This is a genomic window from Streptomyces sp. NPDC002640, assembly GCF_053592575.1.
In genome coordinates this window covers 302,219-322,646 of record NZ_JBSFVZ010000006.1, presented here as the reverse complement: position 1 = coordinate 322,646, position 20,428 = coordinate 302,219, and the positions used below count along the sequence as shown (strand labels likewise).

General features: G+C 71.8%; 12 protein-coding genes, 1 tRNA gene and 1 rRNA gene. 13 read left to right on the top strand and 1 reads right to left on the bottom strand.

Going from position 1 to position 20,428, the window contains the following annotated elements; translation table 11 throughout:
• The 3 genes from rrf to ACWD3O_RS11315 all read left to right on the top strand — a co-directional run.
• Window positions 1–70: ribosomal RNA gene (gene rrf / locus ACWD3O_RS11325) — 5S ribosomal RNA — on the top strand; the annotation flags it as partial.
• Between the two features lie 239 nt (window positions 71–309).
• Window positions 310–382 (top strand) — tRNA-Thr (locus tag ACWD3O_RS11320).
• 289 nt (window positions 383–671) lie between these two features.
• The gene (locus ACWD3O_RS11315; RefSeq protein ID WP_451415695.1) at window positions 672–2,339 is read left to right on the top strand and encodes an ABC-F family ATP-binding cassette domain-containing protein; all 1,668 of its coding nucleotides are present in this window, start codon (window positions 672–674) and stop codon (window positions 2,337–2,339) included.
• A 100-nt stretch (window positions 2,340–2,439) separates the two neighbouring features.
• Here the strand turns inward: ACWD3O_RS11315 and ACWD3O_RS11310 are convergent, their stop codons facing one another.
• A complete protein-coding gene (locus tag ACWD3O_RS11310) occupies window positions 2,440–5,199 on the bottom strand; it encodes a SpoIIE family protein phosphatase (protein WP_451415694.1) in 2,760 nt (919 codons plus the stop codon).
• Window positions 5,200–5,529: 330 nt separating this feature from the next.
• On the opposite strand from ACWD3O_RS11310, the gene ACWD3O_RS11305 reads away from it, so the two are divergent.
• The 10 genes from ACWD3O_RS11305 to ACWD3O_RS11260 all read left to right on the top strand — a co-directional run bounded on the left by ACWD3O_RS11305 (window position 5,530) and on the right by ACWD3O_RS11260 (window position 20,363).
• Window positions 5,530–10,959, top strand: a complete 5,430-nt coding sequence (locus tag ACWD3O_RS11305) for a HAMP domain-containing protein (RefSeq protein WP_451415693.1) — start codon at window positions 5,530–5,532, stop codon at window positions 10,957–10,959.
• A gap of 323 nt (window positions 10,960–11,282) precedes the next feature.
• Window positions 11,283–11,969, top strand: coding sequence for a response regulator (locus tag ACWD3O_RS11300; protein WP_451409057.1), 687 nt, complete (start codon window positions 11,283–11,285; stop codon window positions 11,967–11,969).
• Window positions 11,970–12,068: 99 nt separating this feature from the next.
• Window positions 12,069–14,918 carry a DNA translocase FtsK gene (locus tag ACWD3O_RS11295; RefSeq protein WP_451415692.1) on the top strand — a complete coding sequence of 950 codons (2,850 nt, stop codon included), beginning with the start codon at window positions 12,069–12,071 and terminating at the stop codon, window positions 14,916–14,918.
• A gap of 328 nt (window positions 14,919–15,246) precedes the next feature.
• Entirely contained in the window at window positions 15,247–16,080 is an 834-nt protein-coding gene (locus ACWD3O_RS11290) for a helix-turn-helix domain-containing protein (RefSeq protein ID WP_451409059.1), read from the top strand.
• A 103-nt stretch (window positions 16,081–16,183) separates the two neighbouring features.
• On the top strand, window positions 16,184–17,698 hold the full coding sequence (rimO, locus tag ACWD3O_RS11285) for a 30S ribosomal protein S12 methylthiotransferase RimO (RefSeq protein WP_451415691.1): 1,515 nt from the start codon (window positions 16,184–16,186) through the stop codon (window positions 17,696–17,698).
• A 50-nt stretch (window positions 17,699–17,748) separates the two neighbouring features.
• Window positions 17,749–18,411 (top strand): CDP-diacylglycerol--glycerol-3-phosphate 3-phosphatidyltransferase, encoded by a 663-nt coding sequence (gene pgsA, locus ACWD3O_RS11280; RefSeq protein WP_451415710.1) that lies wholly within the window; start codon window positions 17,749–17,751, stop codon window positions 18,409–18,411.
• Window positions 18,408–18,977 carry a CinA family protein gene (locus tag ACWD3O_RS11275; protein WP_451415690.1) on the top strand — a complete coding sequence of 190 codons (570 nt, stop codon included), beginning with the start codon at window positions 18,408–18,410 and terminating at the stop codon, window positions 18,975–18,977. The genes pgsA and ACWD3O_RS11275 overlap by 4 nt, the downstream gene beginning before the upstream one ends.
• A 109-nt stretch (window positions 18,978–19,086) precedes the next feature.
• A complete protein-coding gene (locus tag ACWD3O_RS11270; RefSeq protein WP_356133827.1) occupies window positions 19,087–19,467 on the top strand; it encodes a helix-turn-helix domain-containing protein in 381 nt (126 codons plus the stop codon).
• 133 nt (window positions 19,468–19,600) lie between these two features.
• On the top strand, window positions 19,601–20,071 hold the full coding sequence (locus ACWD3O_RS11265) for a Dps family protein (RefSeq protein WP_451415689.1): 471 nt from the start codon (window positions 19,601–19,603) through the stop codon (window positions 20,069–20,071).
• Window positions 20,072–20,117: 46 nt separating this feature from the next.
• Window positions 20,118–20,363, top strand: a complete 246-nt coding sequence (locus ACWD3O_RS11260; RefSeq protein ID WP_451415688.1) for a hypothetical protein — start codon at window positions 20,118–20,120, stop codon at window positions 20,361–20,363.
• Window positions 20,364–20,428: the final 65 nt, after the last annotated feature.

Sequence of the window (20,428 nt, the reverse complement as noted above, 5' to 3'; positions counted from 1 at the left end):
GGAAGCTAAGCCTTACAGCGCCGATGGTACTGCAGGGGGGACCCTGTGGGAGAGTAGGACGCCGCCGAACAAATATTGGGAAAGCCCCCGCACCTTTGGTGCGGGGGCTTTCTGTATTTCCGCGGCCTTCCGCTGCCGACAGCTTGCCGCTGTCGGGTCGGGGGTGCCGGCCTCTCTCCGGGCCAATCCTGGACAATTGCGGGCGGAAGAGTACCGCGGCTGTTGGCCGGCCGGCCTGGAGTTGGAATCCGCCCAGGTCGTGGGTTAGTATTCATGTGTCGCCGCGAGGGAAACCTCCGAAACGACAAGGCCCCTATAGCTCAGTCGGTAGAGCGTCTCCATGGTAAGGAGAAGGTCAACGGTTCGATTCCGTTTGGGGGCTCAACGAGAAGAGGTCCCGCCCAGAAATGGGCGGGACCTTTTTCGTATGCCGGCCTGCCATCGACTGCCATCGCCGGCCATGGCCTGGGGGGTGCGTCACGTCCTGGCTAATTCGTTCGCTCCCGCTCCGGTCCGTCCCTAGGATGGAGGGCATGAGTTTCTATACCGCGAAGCCCTGGTTCAGCCGCTGACGGCGGCTGAACCCGACTGATCTCTCGCCGCCGTCCTGGCTTCCCGCCGGGCGGCTCCGCGTGCCGTCCGGCTCCCACGACGAGCTGAGAGACACACGCATGCTTCGCGACGCTTCTTCCTCCCCTGCTCCCTTCCTGTCCCAGAACCTCCCCGCCGGTGCCGTCGCGCACGTGCGCGCCGAGGGCATCGTGGTCCGGCTGGGGGAGCGCACGGTCCTCTCCGGTGCCGATGTCACGATCTCGGCCGGCTCCCGCGTGGCCGTCGTCGGCGAGAACGGCAGGGGCAAGACGACCCTGCTGCACGTCCTGGGCGGCACGCTGACGCCGGACGCCGGCACCGTCTCGCGCACCGGCACGCTCGCGCTGATCGAGCAGACCCTGCACATCGACGACGAGCGCACGGTCGGGGACCTGGTCAAGGCGGCCGTCGGGGAATCACTCACCGCCCTGGACCTGCTCGAGCGCGCTACCGAGGCGCTGGCCCAGGGGACGCCCGGCGCCGAGGACGCCTACGCCCACGCCCTGGAGGTCGCCACGGCACTGGACGCCTGGGACGCCGAACGGCGCATCGACGTCGCGCTGGAAGGCTTGGGCGCCTGCACGGACCGCGGGCGGCGCCTGGCGACGCTGTCGGTCGGGCAGCGCTACCGGGTGCGGCTGGCGGTCGTGCTGGGCTCCAGCACCGATCTGCTGCTGCTGGACGAGCCCACCAACCACCTGGACGCCGACGCGCTCGACTTCCTGGCGCGCAGGCTGCGCGAACATCCGGGGGGCGTGGCCCTGGTCAGCCACGACCGAGCGCTGCTGCGTGATGTCGCCACGGCCTTCCTTGACCTGGACCCGAGCCGCGACGGACTGCCCCGCCTTTACGCGGGCGGCTACGACGGCTGGATCGAGGGCCGCCGGCGTGAACGTGAGCGCTGGGAGCAGGAGCACGCCACCCAGCAGGCAGAGCACGCACAGCTCAGCCGCGCCGCCGAGGAGGCCCGCGGGCGGCTGCAGACCGGCTGGCGCCCGGACAAGGGCACCGGCAAGCACCAGCGCGCCACCCGCGCGGCCGGGGTCGTGCAGGCGTTCAACCGCCGGGTGGAAGAGCTCCAGCGCCACCGCATCACCGTCCCCGAGCCGCCCCGCAGTCTCGCGTGGCCGGAGCTGCCGACCCGGGCGGGGCGACCGGATCTGCACGGGCGGGGCCTCACGGTGCCGGGACGACTGCGGCTGCCGGTGGACGTGACGGTCGGCGGCGGCGAGCGGTTGCTGCTCACCGGGCCCAACGGGGCGGGGAAGTCCACGCTGCTGGGGGTGCTGGCGGGGCAGGTGGTCCCGACCGGCGGCAGCCTGGACGTCCACCACGACGCACGGGTCGTGCTGCTGTCCCGGGAGGTGCCCGCCTGGGATCCGGGGCACACCGCCTACGAGGCGTACCGGGCGCATGTGGACCGGCTCGACCGCGCCGACCTGCGGGAGCGGGCGCCCGCCCTGAGCGGCCTGGGGTTGCTGGACGCGATCACACTGCGCACCCCGGTGGGGCGCATGTCGCAGGGGCAGCAGCGGCGCCTGCACCTGGCGATGTGCCTGGCCGAACGGCCCGACCTGCTGATGCTCGACGAGCCGACCAACCATCTGTCCGCCACCCTGGTCGACGAGCTCACCCAGGCGCTGACCGGCACGCCCTGCGCGGTCGTGGTCGCCACCCACGACCGGCAGATGCTGAGGGACCTGGCCGGCTGGCCCCGTCTGGAACTCCCCGGGCCGCAGCCGGGATGACGCCGGCTCCGCAGGGGCGGGACGGGCGGCGGGCCCGGTCGGATTCCACCGGCCGGGCCCGCTGACCCGGACGTGCCGGGGCCGGGGGTCACTCCGCCTGTCACTCCGCCTGGAGGCCCGGTACCCGCATCGCGAGGATGGCCATGTCGTCCGACGGCGGCTCGGAGGCGAAACGCTCCACGGCGCGCAGGACGCGGGCGGCGACCGCTCCCGCGGTCAGGCCCGTGCAGGTGGTCAGGACATCGGCCAGGCCGTCGTCGCCGAGCATGCGCATGCCCTCGCGGCGTTCGGTGACGCCGTCCGTGACGCAGAGGAGGACGTCGCCCGGGTCGAGGACGCGGGTCTCCTCGTAGAGCTCCAGGTCCTCCATCACGCCGAGCAGCGGCTGCGGCTCGGCGGCGGCCTCGACCGTGCCGTCCTGGCGGAGGCGGAGGGGGAGCGGGTGGCCGGCGCACACCACCTTCAGCAGGGCGCTGCCGTCCTCCTGCGGCCACAGCTCGCCGTAGAGGAGCGTGAGGAAGCGGCTGCGGGCGCCCTCGTCGATGATCGCGGCGTTGAGGCGCTCGAGCACCGCAGGGCCGCTGAGGCCCTCCCTGGCGAGCAGGCGCAGGGCGTGCCGGGCCAGACCGGTGACGGCGGCGGCGTTGGGGCCGGTGCCGCAGACGTCGCCGATGGCGAAGCCGTAGGCGCCGTCGCGGATCGGGAAGAGGTCGTAGAAGTCGCCGCCGACCTCGTTGCCCTCGCCGGCGGCCTGGTAGATGACCTCGACCTCGACGCCCTCGATCTGCGGCAGCTCCGGCGGCAGGAGGCTGCGCTGGAGGGACTGGCTGATGGCCGTGCGCTCCGAGTACAGGCGGGCGTTGTCGAGGGCCAGGGCGGCCCGGCGGCTGAGGTCCTCGGCCAGCTCCAGGGACTCCTGGCGGAAGTGCTCGTCGGTGGGCTTGCCCAGCGTGAGCATGCCGATGACGCGGTTGCGGGCCACCAGCGGCAGGACGACCGTCTCGCCGCCGACCGCCGAGGCGGTGGCGAGGGTGGGGCCGATGCCGGAGGAGACGGTGGTCGGCTCGCCCAGCCCCAGGCTGCGCATGGAACTGCGCAGGGCGGCTTCGTGGGCCGCTTCGAACGGGGCCGTCCAGACACGGGCGCCGGGCGTCGGCACCGGGTCGGGCGGCGAGATCTTGGAGAGCAGGGCCTTGAGGCCGTCGATGCGGTCCTCGTCCTCGTGCAGCACGTACGACAGGTACGGCTCGGAGGAGGGGTCGTTGATGGTGTAGACGGCGCACCAGGTCGCCAGGGTGGGCACGGTCATCTGCGCCATCAGGGCGAGGGTCTGGTCGCGGTCCAGGGTGCCGGCCAGCAGGTCGGAGGCCTCGACGAGGAAGCTCAGCGAGCCGCGGCGGAGCCGCTCCAGCTCGCCCAGGCGGGCCGACTCGACGGCCAGGGCGATACGGTCCGCGGCGAACTGCAGGCGCAGGGCCTCCTCGTTCGAATAGCGGCCGGGGGCCTCCGCGGCGACGCCGAGGGAGCCGGTGAGGCGGCCCTCGACCTTGAGGGGCACGGTCACCACGGAGCGCATGCCGGTGCCGCCGAGGAGCGGGATGGCGCCCGGGGCCGAGGCCAGGTCGTCGTGGACGGCGGGCATGCGGGCCGAGCCGTAGCGGCCGGGACCGGCCTCGACGGGGACGCGGGCGAAGCGCTGGCGGGCCGACGGCAGGCCGGTCGACGCGCGTACCTCCAGCTCCGTCTCGTCGTCGGTGGCCAGCAGCAGGAAGGCGGCGTCGGCGTCCAGCATGTCGCGGGCGCGTTCCACGGTGCGCTGGAGGAGGCCGTCCAGGTCGTCGGGGGCGGGGGAGCCGATGAAGACCTCGAACGGGTCGGAGTCCCGGCCGTCGTGGTGGTGGGCGGTGTCGCCGCCGGAGCCGCGGGAGGGGCTCTGCAGGACGGCGCGCTCCTCGTTGCGGACCAGCAGACAGACCGTGGAGGGCTCACCCTCGGGGTCGCGGACCCGCAGGTGGGAGGCGTAGACGGGGACGACGCGGCCCTCGGCGTCGCGGATGCCGTAGCTGCCCTCCCAGCGGGAGAGCTGCAGGGCCTCGACGATGCCCGTGCTGGTGCCGGGCGTGTGCGGCCAGGCGGCCAGGTCGGTGAGGGGCTTGCCGGTGACGGTGGCGGCCGGGTAGCCGAAGAGTTCCTCGGCGTCCTCGTTCCACGAGCCGACCATGCCGTCGCGGTCGATCTGGACGACGGCGACCCGGACCCGGCCGGCGGCGGCCGGGAGCATCTCGACGGGGAGGGCCGGGCCTGCGGAGCGGGTGCCGACGGCGCGCTCCGGCAGGTCGAGCTGGAACCAGACCTGCTTGCGGGTGGCCGTGTAGTCGACGCCCCACCGGGTGGCGAGGGCCGCGCACAGCTGGAGGCCGCGGCCGCCCTCCTGGTCGGGGCTGCTCACGGTCAGGGCGGCGGACTGGAGCGGGACCTCGCGCTCGGGGTAGCGGTCGGCGACCTCGATGCGGACGCCCTCGTCGGTGCGCAGGCAGACGACGTCGGCGGCGGTGCCCGCGTGGACGACCGCGTTGGTGACCAGCTCGCTGGTGAGGACGACGGCGTCGTCGACGATGTCGGCGAAACCCCAGCCCTGGAGGGTGTCGCGGACGAAGGAGCGGGCCGTGGCGACCGAGCGTCCCACTGGCTCGAAGCTGGCGGCCGCCCGCGCGGTGATCACAGAACTCCTCGTGCGGTCTTGGGCTGGGGGCGGCCCCGGCGGGCCGGTGTCCGGCGCCTGCCGCTGCTGTGCGGGAAACGCGTCCGTCGGCCCGATGTGCTCCGGGGGCTGCTCCCCCGAGATCAGTCCGGTCGTCATGTTCTCCGCGGCCGCCCCTCCGGTGCCCAGATGTTTCGTCTTGCCACCGCCCGGGCCGGACGGGAACGCTCGGCCGGACAGCCTCCTGCAAGGTTACTTACCTTCGGGGTCCGCGCGGATGCCGGTTGACGCCGATTACGTCCGCAGGGTGTGCGGACGGTGTGCGGGCTTGCCGAACAGTTATGGCCTGGTTGGGGCGAGGTGAAACACTGGGCAGGCTTGACGAAAACGCCCATGACACGTGGTGTGGATGAGCGGGCGACGTGAGCGGGCCCCTGTTGGCGGGCACGCGAGCGGCAGTGGTTGGTCGATCCCTGCGGGAGGGACACAGTGGAGTCTGGCGCGGCGACGCGGGGTACGAGGACGCGTGCGAAGGGCGGAGGCACCACGCAGGTGGACACGGCCGCGCTGAACAGGCTGCTGTCCGGTCTGGTGGCGATGCGCGACGGGAACTTCCGCAAGCGCCTCACGGTCTCCGGCGACGACGTCATGTCGGAGATCGCCGCCGTGTTCAACCAGGTCGCGGACCGGAACCTGCACCTGACGGGCGAGCTGGCCCGGGTGCGGCGGATGGTCGGACGTGAGGGAAAACTCACGGAGCGGCTGGAGACCGGGGCCTGCGAGGGGTCCTGGGCGGCGGCGATCGACGCGTCCAACGCGCTGGTGGACGACCTGGTGCGGCCCGTCTCCGAGGTGGGCCGGGTGCTCTCCGCGGTGGCGGAGGGTGACCTGTCGCCGCGGATGGAGCTGCGGACACGGATCGCCGACGGCGGCGGGCATCCGCTGCGCGGCGAGTTCCTGAAGGTGGCGCGGACCGTCAACAACCTGGTCGACCAGCTGTCCCGGTTCACCGACGAGGTGACCCGGGTGGCCAGCGAGGTCGGCACCGAGGGCAAGCTGGGCGGCCAGGCGCAGGTGCGCGGCATGTCCGGCTCCTGGAAGGACCTCACCGAGTCCGTCAACACGATGGCGCACAGGCTCACCCTGCAGGTGAGGGACATCGCGCTCGTCACGACCGCCGTGGCCAACGGTGACCTGTCCCGCAAGGTCACCGTGCACGTCGAGGGCGAGATGCTCGAGCTGAAGAACACCGTCAACACGATGGTGGACCAGCTCTCCGCGTTCGCCGCCGAGGTGACGCGGGTGGCCCGTGAGGTGGGCACCGAGGGCGAGCTGGGCGGTCAGGCGCAGGTGCCGGGCGTGGCCGGCGTGTGGAAGGACCTGACCGACTCCGTCAACCTGATGGCGGGCAACCTCACCGCCCAGGTGCGCGGGATCGCCGAGGTCACCACGGCGGTGGCCAACGGCGACCTGTCGCGGAAGGTGACGGTGAGCGCGCGCGGCGAGGTGGCGCAGCTCGCGGACACGATCAACCAGATGACCGAGACGCTGCGGATCTTCGCGGACGAGGTCACCCGGGTCGCCAACGAGGTCGGCGCCGAGGGCCGGCTGGGCGGCCAGGCGAACGTGCCGGGCGCGGCGGGGACGTGGAAGGACCTCACCGACTCGGTGAACACGGTCTTCCGGAACCTGACGACGCAGGTGCGGGACATCGCCGCGGTGACGACGGCGGTGGCCAACGGAGACCTGTCGCAGAAGGTCACGGTGGACGTGGCCGGCGAGATGCTGGAGCTGAAGAACACCGTCAACGGGATGGTGGACCAGCTCTCCGCGTTCGGCGCCGAGGTGACGCGCGTCGCGCGCGAGGTCGGTGTCGAGGGTGAGCTGGGCGGTCAGGCGCAGGTGCCCGGGGCGGCCGGCACCTGGAAGGACCTCACGGACTCCGTCAACACGGCGTTCCGGAACCTCACCGGTCAGGTGCGGAACATCGCGCAGGTGACGACGGCGGTGGCCAACGGCGACCTGTCGCAGAAGGTCACCGTGGACGTCTCCGGCGAGATGCTCCAGCTGAAGAACACCGTGAACCGGATGGTGGACCAGCTGTCCAGCTTCGCGGACCAGGTGACGCGGATGGCGCGGGACGTGGGCACCGAGGGCCGGCTCGGCGGTCAGGCCCGGGTGGACGGGGTGTCGGGCACCTGGAAGGAGCTCACCGACTCCGTCAACAGCATGGCCGGCAACCTCACCTCGCAGGTGCGCAACATCGCGCAGGTGACGACGGCGGTGGCGCGCGGTGACCTGTCGCAGAAGATCGACGTGGACGCGCGGGGCGAGATCCTGGAGCTGAAGAACACCATCAACACGATGGTCGACCAGCTCTCCGCCTTCGCCGACCAGGTGACCCGGGTGGCCCGTGAGGTGGGCACCGAGGGCCGCCTCGGCGGTCAGGCGCAGGTGCCGGGTGTGGCCGGTGTGTGGCGTGACCTGACGGACTCGGTGAACGGCATGGCCGGGAACCTGACGGCGCAGGTGCGCAACATCGCGCAGGTCGCGACGGCGGTGGCGCGCGGTGACCTGTCGCAGAAGATCGACGTGGACGCGCGGGGCGAGATCCTGGAGCTGAAGAACACCCTCAACACGATGGTGGACCAGCTCTCGAACTTCGCCGAGCAGGTGACGCGGGTGGCCCGTGAGGTGGGCACCGAGGGCATCCTGGGCGGTCAGGCCGAGGTGCAGGGGGTCTCCGGCACCTGGAAGGACCTGACGCAGTCGGTGAACTTCATGGCGAACAACCTCACCATCCAGGTGCGGAACATCGCCGAGGTCACCACGGCGGTCGCCAAGGGCGACCTGTCGAAGAAGATCACCGTCGACGCCAAGGGCGAGATCCTCGAGCTGGTGACCACCGTGAACACGATGGTGGACCAGCTGTCGTCGTTCGCCGAGCAGGTGACGCGGGTGGCCCGCGAGGTGGGCACCGAGGGCATCCTCGGTGGTCAGGCGCACGTGCCGGGCGTCACCGGCATCTGGAAGGACCTCAGCGACAACGTCAACCTGATGGCGAAGAACCTCACCACGCAGGTGCGGAACATCTCGCAGGTGGCGTCCGCGGTCGCCAACGGCGACCTGACGCGGCAGGTGACCATCGAGGCACGCGGCGAGGTCGCGCAGCTCGGCGACACGATCAACATCATGGTGAAGACGCTGTCGTCGTTCGCCGAGCAGGTCACCAAGGTGGCCCGCGAGGTGGGCACGGACGGCATCCTGGGCGGTCAGGCCCATGTGCCCGGTGTGGCCGGCACCTGGAAGGACCTCACCGAGTCGGTGAACCAGATGGCGTCGAACCTCACCGGTCAGGTGCGGAACATCGCGATGGTGACGACGGCGATCGCCAAGGGTGATCTGACCAAGAAGATCGACATCGACGCCCGGGGCGAGATCCTCGAGCTGAAGACGACCATCAACACGATGGTCGACCAGCTGTCCTCGTTCGCCGAGGAGGTGACGCGCGTCGCCCGCGAGGTGGGGACCGAGGGCCGGCTGGGCGGCCAGGCCCGGGTGCGGGACGTCGACGGCACCTGGCGGGACCTGACGGAGTCGGTGAACGAGATGGCCGGGAACCTGACCCGGCAGGTGCGGGCCATCGCCCGGGTCGCCACCGCGGTGACCCGGGGCGACCTCAACCTGAAGATCGACGTCGACTCATCCGGCGAGATCCAGGAACTGCAGGACAACATCAACAAGATGATCGCCAACCTGCGCGACACCACCATCGCCAACAAGGAACAGGACTGGCTGAAGGGCAACCTGGCCCGGATCTCGGCCCTGATGCAGGGCCGCCGGGACCTGGACGACGTGGCGTCGCTGGTGATGAGCGAGCTGACGCCGGTGGTGTCGGCGCAGCACGGGGCGTTCTTCCTGGCCATCCCGCCGGGCGACTCGCAGGAGGTCGGCGCGGTCGACGGGGACGCCTACGAGCTGCGCATGTTCGGCAGCTACGGCTACTCGATGGGCTCGATGCCGACCTCGTTCCGGCCCGGTGAGGGGCTGGTGGGCACGGCGGCGAAGGAGCGGCGCGCGATCCTGGTGGAGAACGCGCCCAGCGGCTACCTGAAGATCGCCTCCGGTCTGGGGGAGGCGCCGCCGGCGCAGGTGATCGTGCTGCCGGTGCTCTTCGAGGGCACGGTGCTGGGTGTGATCGAGCTGGCGTCGTTCACGGCGTTCACGCAGATCCAGAAGGACTTCCTCAACCAGATCGCCGAGATGATCTCGACGAGCGTCAACACCATCTCGGTGAACAGCAGGACCGAGGTGCTGCTGAAGCAGTCGCAGGAGCTGACCGAGCAACTGCGGGAGCGCTCGGCGGAGTTGGAGCAGCGGCAGATGGCGCTGCAGGCGTCGAACGCCGAACTGGAGGAGAAGGCCGAGCTGCTGGCGCGGCAGAACCGCGACATCGAGGTGAAGAACACCGAGATCGAGGAGGCGCGGCAGGTCCTGGAGGAGCGTGCCGAGCAACTGGCCGTCTCCATGCGGTACAAGAGCGAGTTCCTCGCCAACATGTCGCACGAGCTGCGGACTCCGCTGAACTCGCTGCTGATCCTGGCGAAGCTGCTCGCGGACAACGCGGACGGCAATCTCTCCCCGAAGCAGGTGGAGTTCGCGGAGACGATCCACGGCGCGGGTTCGGACCTGCTGCAGCTGATCAACGACATCCTGGACCTGTCGAAGGTCGAGGCGGGCAAGATGGACGTCTCGCCGACGCGGATCGCGCTGGTGCAGCTGGTGGACTACGTGGAGGCGACGTTCCGGCCGCTGACCGCGGAGAAGGGGCTCGACTTCTCGGTGCGGGTGTCGCCGGAGCTGCCGGCGACGCTGCACACCGACGAGCAGCGGCTGCTGCAGGTGCTGCGCAACCTGCTGTCGAACGCGGTGAAGTTCACCGACAGCGGGGCCGTGGAGCTGGTGATCCGGCAGGCCGGGGCGGACGTTCCGTCGGCGATCCGGGAGCAGTTGCTGGAGTCCGGTGCGCTGAGCGGGCCGAACGCCGAGATGATCGCCTTCTCGGTGACCGACACCGGTATCGGCATCGCGGCGAGCAAGATGCGGGTGATCTTCGAGGCGTTCAAGCAGGCCGACGGCACCACCAGCCGCAAGTACGGCGGCACGGGGCTCGGGCTGTCGATCTCGCGGGAGATCGCCCGGCTGCTCGGCGGTGAGATCCACGCCCAGTCCGAGCCGGGCCGCGGCTCCACCTTCACGCTGTACCTGCCGCTGCACCCGAACCAGGCGCCGCCGCAGGGCGCGGGGGAGCACGAGGCGCTGGAGGCCCCGGAGGCGCGGGCGGAGCTGCCGGCGGGCGGTGAGACGCCGGCCGAGGTCAACTCCTACCGGGAGACGCAGAACGGACCGGCGGCCCTGTTCCGGCGCCGCCGTCGCGAGGAGCACGCGCCGGCGCCGCTGCCCGAGGAGCCGTCCGGTCAGGGCGCCGGGGAGGCGGAGCGGGCGTCGGCGCCCGCGGCGGGGTCGCGTCCGGGGGCGCGGTTCCGCGGCGAGAAGGTGCTGATCGTCGACGACGACATCCGCAACGTCTTCGCGCTCACCAGCGTGCTCGAACAGCACGGGGTGTCGGTGCTGTACGCGGAGAACGGCCGTGAGGGCATCGAGGTGCTGGAGCAGCACGAGGACGTGACGATCGTCCTGATGGACATCATGATGCCCGAGATGGACGGTTACGCGACGACGACGGCGATCCGGCGGATGCCGCAGTTCGCCGGACTGCCGATCATCGCGCTCACCGCGAAGGCGATGAAGGGGGACCGGGACAAGGCGATCGAGTCGGGTGCGTCCGACTACGTCACCAAGCCGGTGGACCCTGATCACCTGCTGTCGGTGATGGAGGACTGGATGGACCGGAAGTGATGTGGAAGTGATGCGGAAGTGATCCGTATCCGGAGGTGAGAAGCCGCCGTTCGGGGGTAGGTGGGCTACGGAGGGTGGCCGAGGCCGCGTGGCGTCCGGTGGGCGAATGGCACTACCGGGAACCATTTGGTCTCGCGCCGCGTTTCTGCTGCATGCACAGTGACATCGCAGTGACAGGGTGTGGCGGCGCCCGGGGTGCGGCTACGATGACCGGCACAAGGACGGACGGCGCAAGGGAGTCGTCCTCAAGGGCGGTGTCCCAGGACGCCGCTCCGAGTCCTGCGAACAGGGGCGGCCCCAAGCCGGGGCGAGGAGGACGGGCCATGGTGCAGAAGGCCAAGATCCTCCTGGTCGATGACCGGCCGGAGAATCTGCTGGCGCTGGAGGCCATCCTCTCCGCGCTCGATCAGACGCTGGTCCGGGCATCGTCCGGGGAGGAAGCGCTCAAGGCGCTGCTGACGGACGACTTCGCGGTCATCCTGCTCGACGTCCAGATGCCGGGCATGGACGGTTTCGAGACCGCCGCCCACATCAAGCGACGGGAACGCACGCGGGACATCCCGATCATCTTCCTCACGGCCATCAACCACGGGCCGCACCACACCTTCCGCGGTTACGCGGCGGGCGCGGTGGACTACATCTCCAAGCCGTTCGACCCGTGGGTGCTGCGCGCGAAGGTGTCCGTCTTCGTCGACCTCTACATGAAGAACTGCCAGCTCAAGGAGCAGGCGGCGCTGCTGCGCCTGCAGTTGGAGGGCGGCGAGAGGTCCGAGGGCGAGGCTCCCAAGGAAGGCGCGGCGGGCTCCGGCCTGCTGGCCGAGCTGTCGGCGCGGCTGGCGGCGGTCGAGGAGCAGGCCGAGGCGCTCTCCAAGCAACTGACCGACGAGGCGGCCGACGCGGCCGCGGTGGCGACCGCCGCGCACCTGGAGCGCAAGCTCAACGGGCTGCGCCGCGCCCTGGACGCCCTGGAGCCGGGCACCGCCGCTCCGACCCTGCCGCAGCAGGGCTGACGGCGCTTCCGCGCCCGGCGATGAGCGGACGTCAGCCCGCTGCCGTCATGGTTCCGTTGACCCGCCGGGCGACACGAACGGGTGAAGGCCCGCGCAGGCGTGTCCCCGGGCGCCTCCCCCGGTAACCTCACTCTCATGGCCTCACGACCCTCCGCAGCCAAGAAGCCGCCCGCTCCAGCGAAGGCGTCCTCGGCTTCTAAGGGGCCGAGGACGGCCAAACCGGGCGGGACCGGCAAGCCGGCGGCCAGGAAGGCCCCGGCGAAGAAGGCGCCCGCGAAGAAGACCGCCAAGCCCGCGCCGAAGCCGGCCCCGAGCCCGACCAACGGCGTGTACCGGCTGGTGCGCGCCCTGTGGCTGGGGGTCGCCCACGCCGTCGGCGCGGTCCTGCGCGGCATAGGGACCGGCGCCAGGAACCTCGACCCCGCACACCGCAAGGACGGCATCGCCCTCCTGCTGATCGCGCTCTCCCTGGTGGTGGCGGCCGGTACCTGGGCCGACCTCCAGGGGCCGGTGGGCGAACTGGTGGAGATCCTGGTGACCGGGGCCTTCGGCCGCCTCGACCTGCTGGTGCCGATCCTGCTCGCCGTGGTCGCCGCCCGGTTCGTGCGCCACCCGGAGCAGCAGGAGGCCAACGGACGGATCGTCATCGGCCTGTCCGCGCTGGCGATCGGCGTGCTCGGACAGGTCCACATCGCCTGCGGCTCGCCCGCCCGCAGCGGCGGCATGCAGGAGATAAGGGACGCCGGCGGGCTCATCGGCTGGGCGGCCGCGACCCCGCTGATCTATGCGACCGGCGCCGCGCTGGCCGTCGCGCTCCTGCTGCTGCTCACCGTCTTCGGCCTGCTGGTGGTCACCGCCACCCCCGTCAACGCCATCCCGCAGCGGCTGCGGGCCCTCGGCGTCCGGCTCGGCCTCGTCCAGCCGCCCGTGGAGGCGCCCGGGTACGCCGGGGGCGTGCCGGTGGGGGAGGACGACGAGCGGTACGAGGAGCAGTGGCGCGAGGCGCTGCCGCGCTCCCGGAGCAGGCGGGCGCTGCCCGCGGCCGAGGACGGGACCGACGCGGCCGAGGCGGCGGGCCTGGACACGCCCACCGACGGCCGGGGCCGCTCGCGGCGTGCACGAAGCCGGCGGCCCGACCCGAACCGCCCGCTGGACGCCGTCGACGTCGCCGCCGAGGCCGCCGCCGCGCTGGACGGGGCGATCATGAACGGGCTGCCGCCGTCGCCGCTGGTCGCCGGGCTCACCCAGGGCGTCACCGACCGGGGCGGCCGGGGCGGGACGGAGGACACCGAGCGGTCCGAGCGGTCCGAGGCGTCCGTGCCGACCGCGCGGCCCGAGCCGAAGAACCTGCCCGTTCCCGCGCCCGAGCGCCTCCCGGCCACCTCGGAGACCGTCCCCGACCTCACCAAGGCGCCGCCCACCCGCGAGCACGACCTGCCGCCCCGCGCCGAGCAGTTGCAGCTCGCCGGCGACATCACCTACGCGCTGCCCTCGCTCGACCTGCTGCACCGCGGCGGGCCCGGCAAGTCCCGCACCGCCGCCAACGACGCCGTCGCCGCCGCGCTGGGCAACGTCTTCAAGGAGTTCAAGGTCGACGCCGCGGTCACCGGCTTCACCCGCGGTCCGACGGTCACCCGCTACGAGGTCGAACTGGGACCGGCGGTGAAGGTCGAGCGGATCACCGCGCTCACCAAGAACATCGCCTACTCGGTGGCCAGCCCCGACGTGCGGATCATCAGCCCCATCCCCGGCAAGTCCGCGGTCGGCATCGAGATCCCCAACACCGACCGCGAGATGGTCAACGTCGGCGACGTGCTGCGCCTCGCGGACGCCGCCGAGGACGACCACCCGATGCTGGTGGCGCTGGGCAAGGACGTCGAGGGCGGCTACGTGATGGCCAACCTGGCCCACATGCCGCACGTCCTGGTGGCCGGCGCGACCGGCTCCGGCAAGTCGTCCTGCATCAACTGCCTGATCACCTCGATCATGATGCGGGCCACGCCGGAGGACGTCCGGATGGTGCTGGTCGACCCCAAGCGGGTCGAGCTCACCGCCTACGAGGGCATCCCGCACCTGATCACGCCCATCATCACCAACCCCAAGCGGGCCGCGGAGGCCCTGCAGTGGGTGGTGCGCGAGATGGACCTGCGCTACGACGACCTCGCGGCCTTCGGCTACCGGCACATCGACGACTTCAACGAGGCGGTGCGCAGCGGGAAGCTGCAGACCCCGCCCGGCAGCGAGCGCGAGCTGCAGCCCTACCCGTACCTGCTGGTGATCGTGGACGAGCTCGCGGACCTGATGATGGTCGCGCCGCGCGACGTCGAGGACGCCATCGTCCGCATCACCCAGTTGGCCCGCGCGGCCGGCATCCACCTGGTGCTGGCCACGCAGCGGCCCTCGGTGGACGTGGTCACCGGCCTGATCAAGGCGAACGTGCCGTCCCGGCTGGCCTTCGCGACCTCCTCGCTGGCCGACAGCCGCGTCATCCTCGACCAGCCCGGCGCCGAGAAGCTCATCGGCAAGGGCGACGGCCTGTTCCTGCCGATGGGCGCCAACAAGCCGGTCCGCATGCAGGGCGCCTTCGTCGCCGAGGACGAGATCCATGCCGTCGTCGAGCACTGCAAGGCGCAGATGGCGCCGGTGTTCCGGGACGACGTCGTGGTGGGCACGCAGCAGAAGAAGGAGATCGACGAGGAGATCGGCGACGACCTGGACCTGCTCTGCCAGGCGGCCGAACTGGTCGTCACCACCCAGTTCGGGTCCACCTCGATGCTCCAGCGCAAGCTGCGCGTCGGCTTCGCCAAGGCCGGCCGGCTGATGGACCTGATGGAGTCCCGTCAGATCGTGGGCCCCAGCGAGGGGTCCAAGGCCCGCGACGTCCTGGTGAAGGCGGACGAACTCGACGAGGCGCTCGCCCGGATCCGCGGCGAGTCGCCCGGGGAGTAGAGGACCCGCAGGAGCGCCCGGGACGGCGGGAGACGTGCGGCAACCGAGCGCCCTTCGGGTGGTTTGACCCGAGCCGGACGTGGAACGCAACCGGGATGAGGGATCATCCAGTCGGAGGTCCCGCCGGGCCCGCCCGGCACACCGGTTCTTCGTGACCCTCCTGTGACTGGGGACGGGCAACCGTTCCCCGTCCGCGCACGTCGAACCGGGCAGAGGCGGGAGCCCACCGGCGGCCTACAAACCGCCGTCGCCCGCTTGCCCCACCCTTTCGCACCCCCCCTAGACTGAACCTCCAGCACAGGTGGCCACACCCTCGAAAGGCGCCCCCGTGTCCCTCGGCAACCCCCCTGAAGACGAGCGTCCGTTCGAGGACGAGTCCGGCAAGGACCGCGCAGACCTGCCGCAGATCGGCGACGCCCTGAAGCGGGCGCGCACCGCGGCCGGACTCTCGGTCGACGACATCAGCAACGCCACCCGGGTGCGCGTCGCCATCGTGCAGGCCATCGAGGAGGACGACTTCGGTCCCTGCGGCGGTGACGTCTACGCCCGCGGTCACATCCGCACCCTGGCGCGCGCGGTGGGGCTGGATCCGGCTCCGCTCGTCGCCTCCTACGACGAGAAGCACGGCGGGCGGCCCGCGCCCACCCCCGCGGCGCCGCTGTTCGAGGCGGAACGCCTCCGTCCCGAACGCCGCGGGCCGAACTGGACCGCCGCGATGGTCGCCGCCATCGTCGCCGTGATCGGCTTCGTCGGGTTCACCGCCTTCGGCGGGGACAGCGAGGGCACCGACCGGGCCCAGGTCGCCGAGGGACCCGAGCCGAGCGTCTCGGTGACCGGCAAGGCCGCGCCGGAGCCCGCCGCGCCCGAGCCCACCGAGAGCGCCATCGCCGCCGCGCCGCGCGACAAGGTCGTGGTGAAGGTGAGCGCCCCCGAGGGACGCAGCTGGATCTCCGCGAAGGACCACAACGGGCGCGTCCTGTGGGACGGCGTCCTCGAGGAGGGCGACTCCCGCACCTTCCAGGACGGCACCCGCGTCGACCTGGTCCTCGGCAACGCCGGCGCCCTCGAGCTGCACGTCAACGGCGAGAAGATCGAGGACGACTTCCGCGACGGCCAGGTGGAGCGCCTCTCCTACACCAAGGGCGACCCGGCGGCCGGATGAGGCCGCCGGACGGGGGAAGCGGGGACGCGCGCACACGGGGTCGGCCCGACCGGGCCAACCCCGTCGGCGTGGGACGCCGGTGGAACGAAGTAGTCTAGAGCCCATGCCTGAACGCCGTACCGTCGCACTCGTCACCCTTGGCTGCGCCCGTAACGAGGTGGACTCGGAGGAGCTCGCAGGCCGCTTGGAGGCGGACGGCTGGCACCTCGTGGAGAACGCCGAGGACGCGGACGTCGCCGTCGTCAACACCTGCGGCTTCGTCGAAGCCGCCAAGAAGGACTCGGTCGACGCCCTCCTCGAGGCCAACGATCTCAAGGGTCACGGCAGGACCCAGGCCGTCGTGGCCGTGGGCTGCATGGCCGAGCGGTACGGCAAGGACCTCGCCGAGGCGCTCCCCGAGGCCGACGGCGTGCTCGGCTTCGACGACTACGCCGACATCTCCGACCGGCTGCAGACCATCCTGTCCGGCGGCATCCACGCCGCCCACACGCCGCGCGACCGGCGCAAGCTGCTGCCCATCAGCCCCGCGGAGCGCCAGTCGGCCACCGACGTCGCCCTGCCCGGGCACGGCGACGCCGCCGACGCCCAGCCGGCCCCGGCGGACCTGCCCGACGGCCTGGCCCCGGCCTCCGGCCCGCGGGCGCCGCTGCGCCGCAGGCTGGACACCTCCCCGGTGGCGTCCGTGAAGCTGGCCTCGGGCTGCGACCGGCGCTGCTCCTTCTGCGCAATCCCCTCGTTCCGCGGGTCCTTCATCTCCCGCCGCCCCTCCGACGTGCTCAACGAGACCCGCTGGCTCGCCGAGCAGGGCGTCAAGGAGGTCATGCTGGTCTCCGAGAACAACACCTCGTACGGCAAGGACCTGGGCGACATCCGCCTGCTGGAGTCCCTGCTGCCCGAGCTCGCCGAGGTCGACGGCATCGAGCGGGTGCGGGTCAGCTACCTGCAGCCCGCCGAGATGCGCCCCGGCCTCATCGACGTGCTGACGTCCACCCCGGGCGTCGTGCCCTACTTCGACCTGTCCTTCCAGCACTCCGCGCCCTCCGTGCTGCGGTCCATGCGCCGCTTCGGCGACACCGACCGGTTCCTGGAGCTGCTGGACACCATCCGCGCCAAGGCGCCGGAGGCCGGCGTGCGGTCCAACTTCATCGTCGGCTTCCCCGGCGAGAGCGAGGCGGACCTCGCCGAGCTGGAGCGTTTCCTCAACCACGCCCGCCTCGACGCCATCGGTGTTTTCGGGTACTCGGACGAGGAGGGCACCGAGGCCGCCGGATACGACGGCAAGCTCGACGAGGACGTGGTCGCCGAGCGTCTCGCCCGGGTCTCCCGGCTGGCCGAGGAACTCGTCTCGCAGCGCGCCGAGGAGCGCGTGGGCGAGACGGTCCGGGTGCTGGTGGAGTCCGTCGACGAGGAGGACGGCGTGTACGGGCGTGGGGCGCACCAGGCGCCGGAGACCGACGGCCAGGTCCGGCTGACCGACGCCGTCGGCCTGGAGGTGGGACGGTTCGTCGACGCGAAGGTGGTCGCGACCGAGGGCGTCGACCTGGTCGCCGAGCCGGTGACCGGTCTGCTGCCCGGCGCCCGGACCGCCTCCGCGGACCGGGCGGAGGCGATCGGATGACCGGCGTACCCGCGTCCGCGGCGGGCGCCTCGCCCGAGACGGAGGTCCTGATGGAGGAGCCCGTCGAGCCGCTGGGCGCCAGGCCGACCGCCCGGGGCGGGAAGATCGCGGCCGCCGCGGTGAACGAGGCCAGCCTGTGGAACGTGGCCAATCTGCTGACCATGTTCCGGCTGGTCCTGGTGCCCGGTTTCGTGCTGCTGATGCTCGCCGAGGGCGGGTACGACCCGGCGTGGCGCTCCTTCGCCTGGGCCGCCTTCGCGGTGGCCATGTTCACCGACCTGTTCGACGGGCACCTGGCTCGCACCTACAACCTGGTCACCGACTTCGGCAAGATCGCCGACCCGATCGCCGACAAGGCGATCATGGGCGCGGCGCTGATCTGCCTGTCCTGGCTGGACGAGCTTCCGTGGTGGGTGACCGCGGTCATCCTCGGCCGGGAACTCGGCGTCACCGTGATCCGTTTCCTGGTCATCAGGTACGGAGTCATCCCGGCCAGCCGGGGCGGCAAGCTGAAGACGCTCACCCAGGGCATCGCGGTCGGCATGTACATCCTGGCGCTGACGGGCCCGCTGGCCTCGCTGCGCTGGTGGGTGATGGCGGTGGCGGTGGCGCTCACCGTGGTCACCGGTCTGGACTACGTCCGGCAGGCGGTCGTGCTGCGGCGGCGGGGAATCGCCGAGCGCCGCGCCGCGTTGAGGGGGAGCAAGGCATGACACCCGCGGCCGCCGAGGCCGTCCTGATGCTCACCCACCGCGGGGAGACCGTCGCCGTCGCCGAGTCGCTCACCGGAGGACTGGTCGCGGCCGAGCTGACGGACGTCCCCGGGGCCTCCAAGGCGTTCGTGGGCTCGGTGACGGCGTACGCCACCGAGCTGAAGCACCGGCTGCTGGGCGTCGACGAGCGGCTGCTGGCGGAGCACGGGGCGGTCGACGCACGGGTCGCGGAGCAGATGGCCGACGGCGTGCGGCGGGCGCTGTGCGCCGACTGGGGCATCGCCACCACCGGGGTGGCCGGCCCCGAGCCTCAGGACGGGCAGCCGGTCGGCACCGTCTTCGTCGCCGTCGCGCGAGGTGCGACGGATGGGGAGGACGGGTCCGCGGGCGGGAAAGTCCGCGCTCTGCGGTTGAACGGCACACGGGCGGAAATTCGTATGGAGAGTGTACGGAGCGTACTCGCGCTGCTGATGGAAGAGCTCCTTGACGCCCAGGGAGCGGGGCAGGCGGGCCGACGGCAAGGAAACGAGCGGGCACAGGATACGGAACAGAACGGGGGGATCTGATGTTTGCAGCCCTGAGTGAACACGACATCGCTCCCCGCACGGCCGCGGCGCGAGGCGGTACGGTGGGGCGAGAAGGAAGCGGCTACGCGGTCCGAGGAGGGAGCCACCGATGATTCTGCTCCGTCGCCTGCTGGGTGACGTGCTGCGTCGGCAGCGGCAGCGCCAGGGCCGTACTCTGCGCGAGGTCTCTTCGTCCGCCCGGGTCTCCCTCGGTTATCTCTCCGAGGTGGAGCGGGGGCAGAAGGAGGCGTCCTCCGAGCTGCTCGCCGCCATCTGCGACGCTCTGGACGTGCGGATGTCCGAACTGATGAGGGAAGTGAGCGACGAGCTCGCCCTGGCCGAGCTGGCCCAGTCCGCGGCAGCCACCGACTCGTCCTCCGTGCCGGCTCCGGTGCGCCCGATGCTGGGGTCCGTCTCGGTGACGGGCGTCTCCCCGGAGCGGGTCACCATCAAGGCGCCCGCGGAGGCCGTCGACGTGGTCGCCGCCTGAGTCCCACACGAACGAACCGGTAACGGGGCGTATGCGCACACCGTGCGTGTACGCCCCGTTTGCCGTGCGCGCGGGGTGCGGTCATCGTGGAGGAGCAAGCGGGAGGGACGCGTCGGCTGACGAGGAGCAACGCATGTATGTCGTGAAGAGCCCCCTGCCGGACGAGGACCTCACGGTCGTCCACGGAGCGCTGCAGGGCGCCCTGGTCGACCTGGTGGACCTCTCGCTGGTCGCCAAGCAGGTCCACTGGAACGTCGTGGGCCCCCGGTTCCGGTCGCTGCACCTGCAGCTCGACGACGTGGTGACCAGCGCGCGGGCGCACTCCGACTCGGTCGCGGAACGCGCCTCGGCCCTCGGCGTCTCCCCGGACGGACGGGCCGCCACGGTGGCCTCCGGGTCGGGTGTCTCGACGGTGTCCGACGGCTGGATCAAGGACGGCGACGCGGTAAGGACCATGGTCGACGCGCTGGGCGCGGTCATCGGCCGGATGCGGTCGCGGGTAGAGGAGACCGAGAAGCCGGACCCGATCACGCAGGACCTGCTCATCGGGATCACCGCCGACCTCGAGAAGCACCACTGGATGTTCCAGGCGGAGAACGGGTAGGCCTCCGGGGCGTGAACCGCCGTCCGGGCGGAGCGGGAGGTGCGCCATGGGCGCCATCGGCATGGCGGTGAGAGCGGCCGTCGGACTGGTGTGGTGGTGGGCGGTGCTGCGGCTGGCCCTCGCCCCGCGGGCGTCCGGAGCGGTGGAGGCGGGTGTGGCGCTGGCCGGGTGGAGCGTGAGCCTGCTGCCGGTCCACTGCGTCGCCAAGGAGCGGGCGACGGGGGTCGTCGTCGCCACGGGACGGTGGGTCCGGGTGCTGCGGGGGCGGGGCGCGGGTGGGGGCGGGGTCTGAGGGCCTGAGGGGCGTCGGACGTACGAGTCGGGCGGCGCGGGCGGGGGAGCGGGCCGGTGAACGCC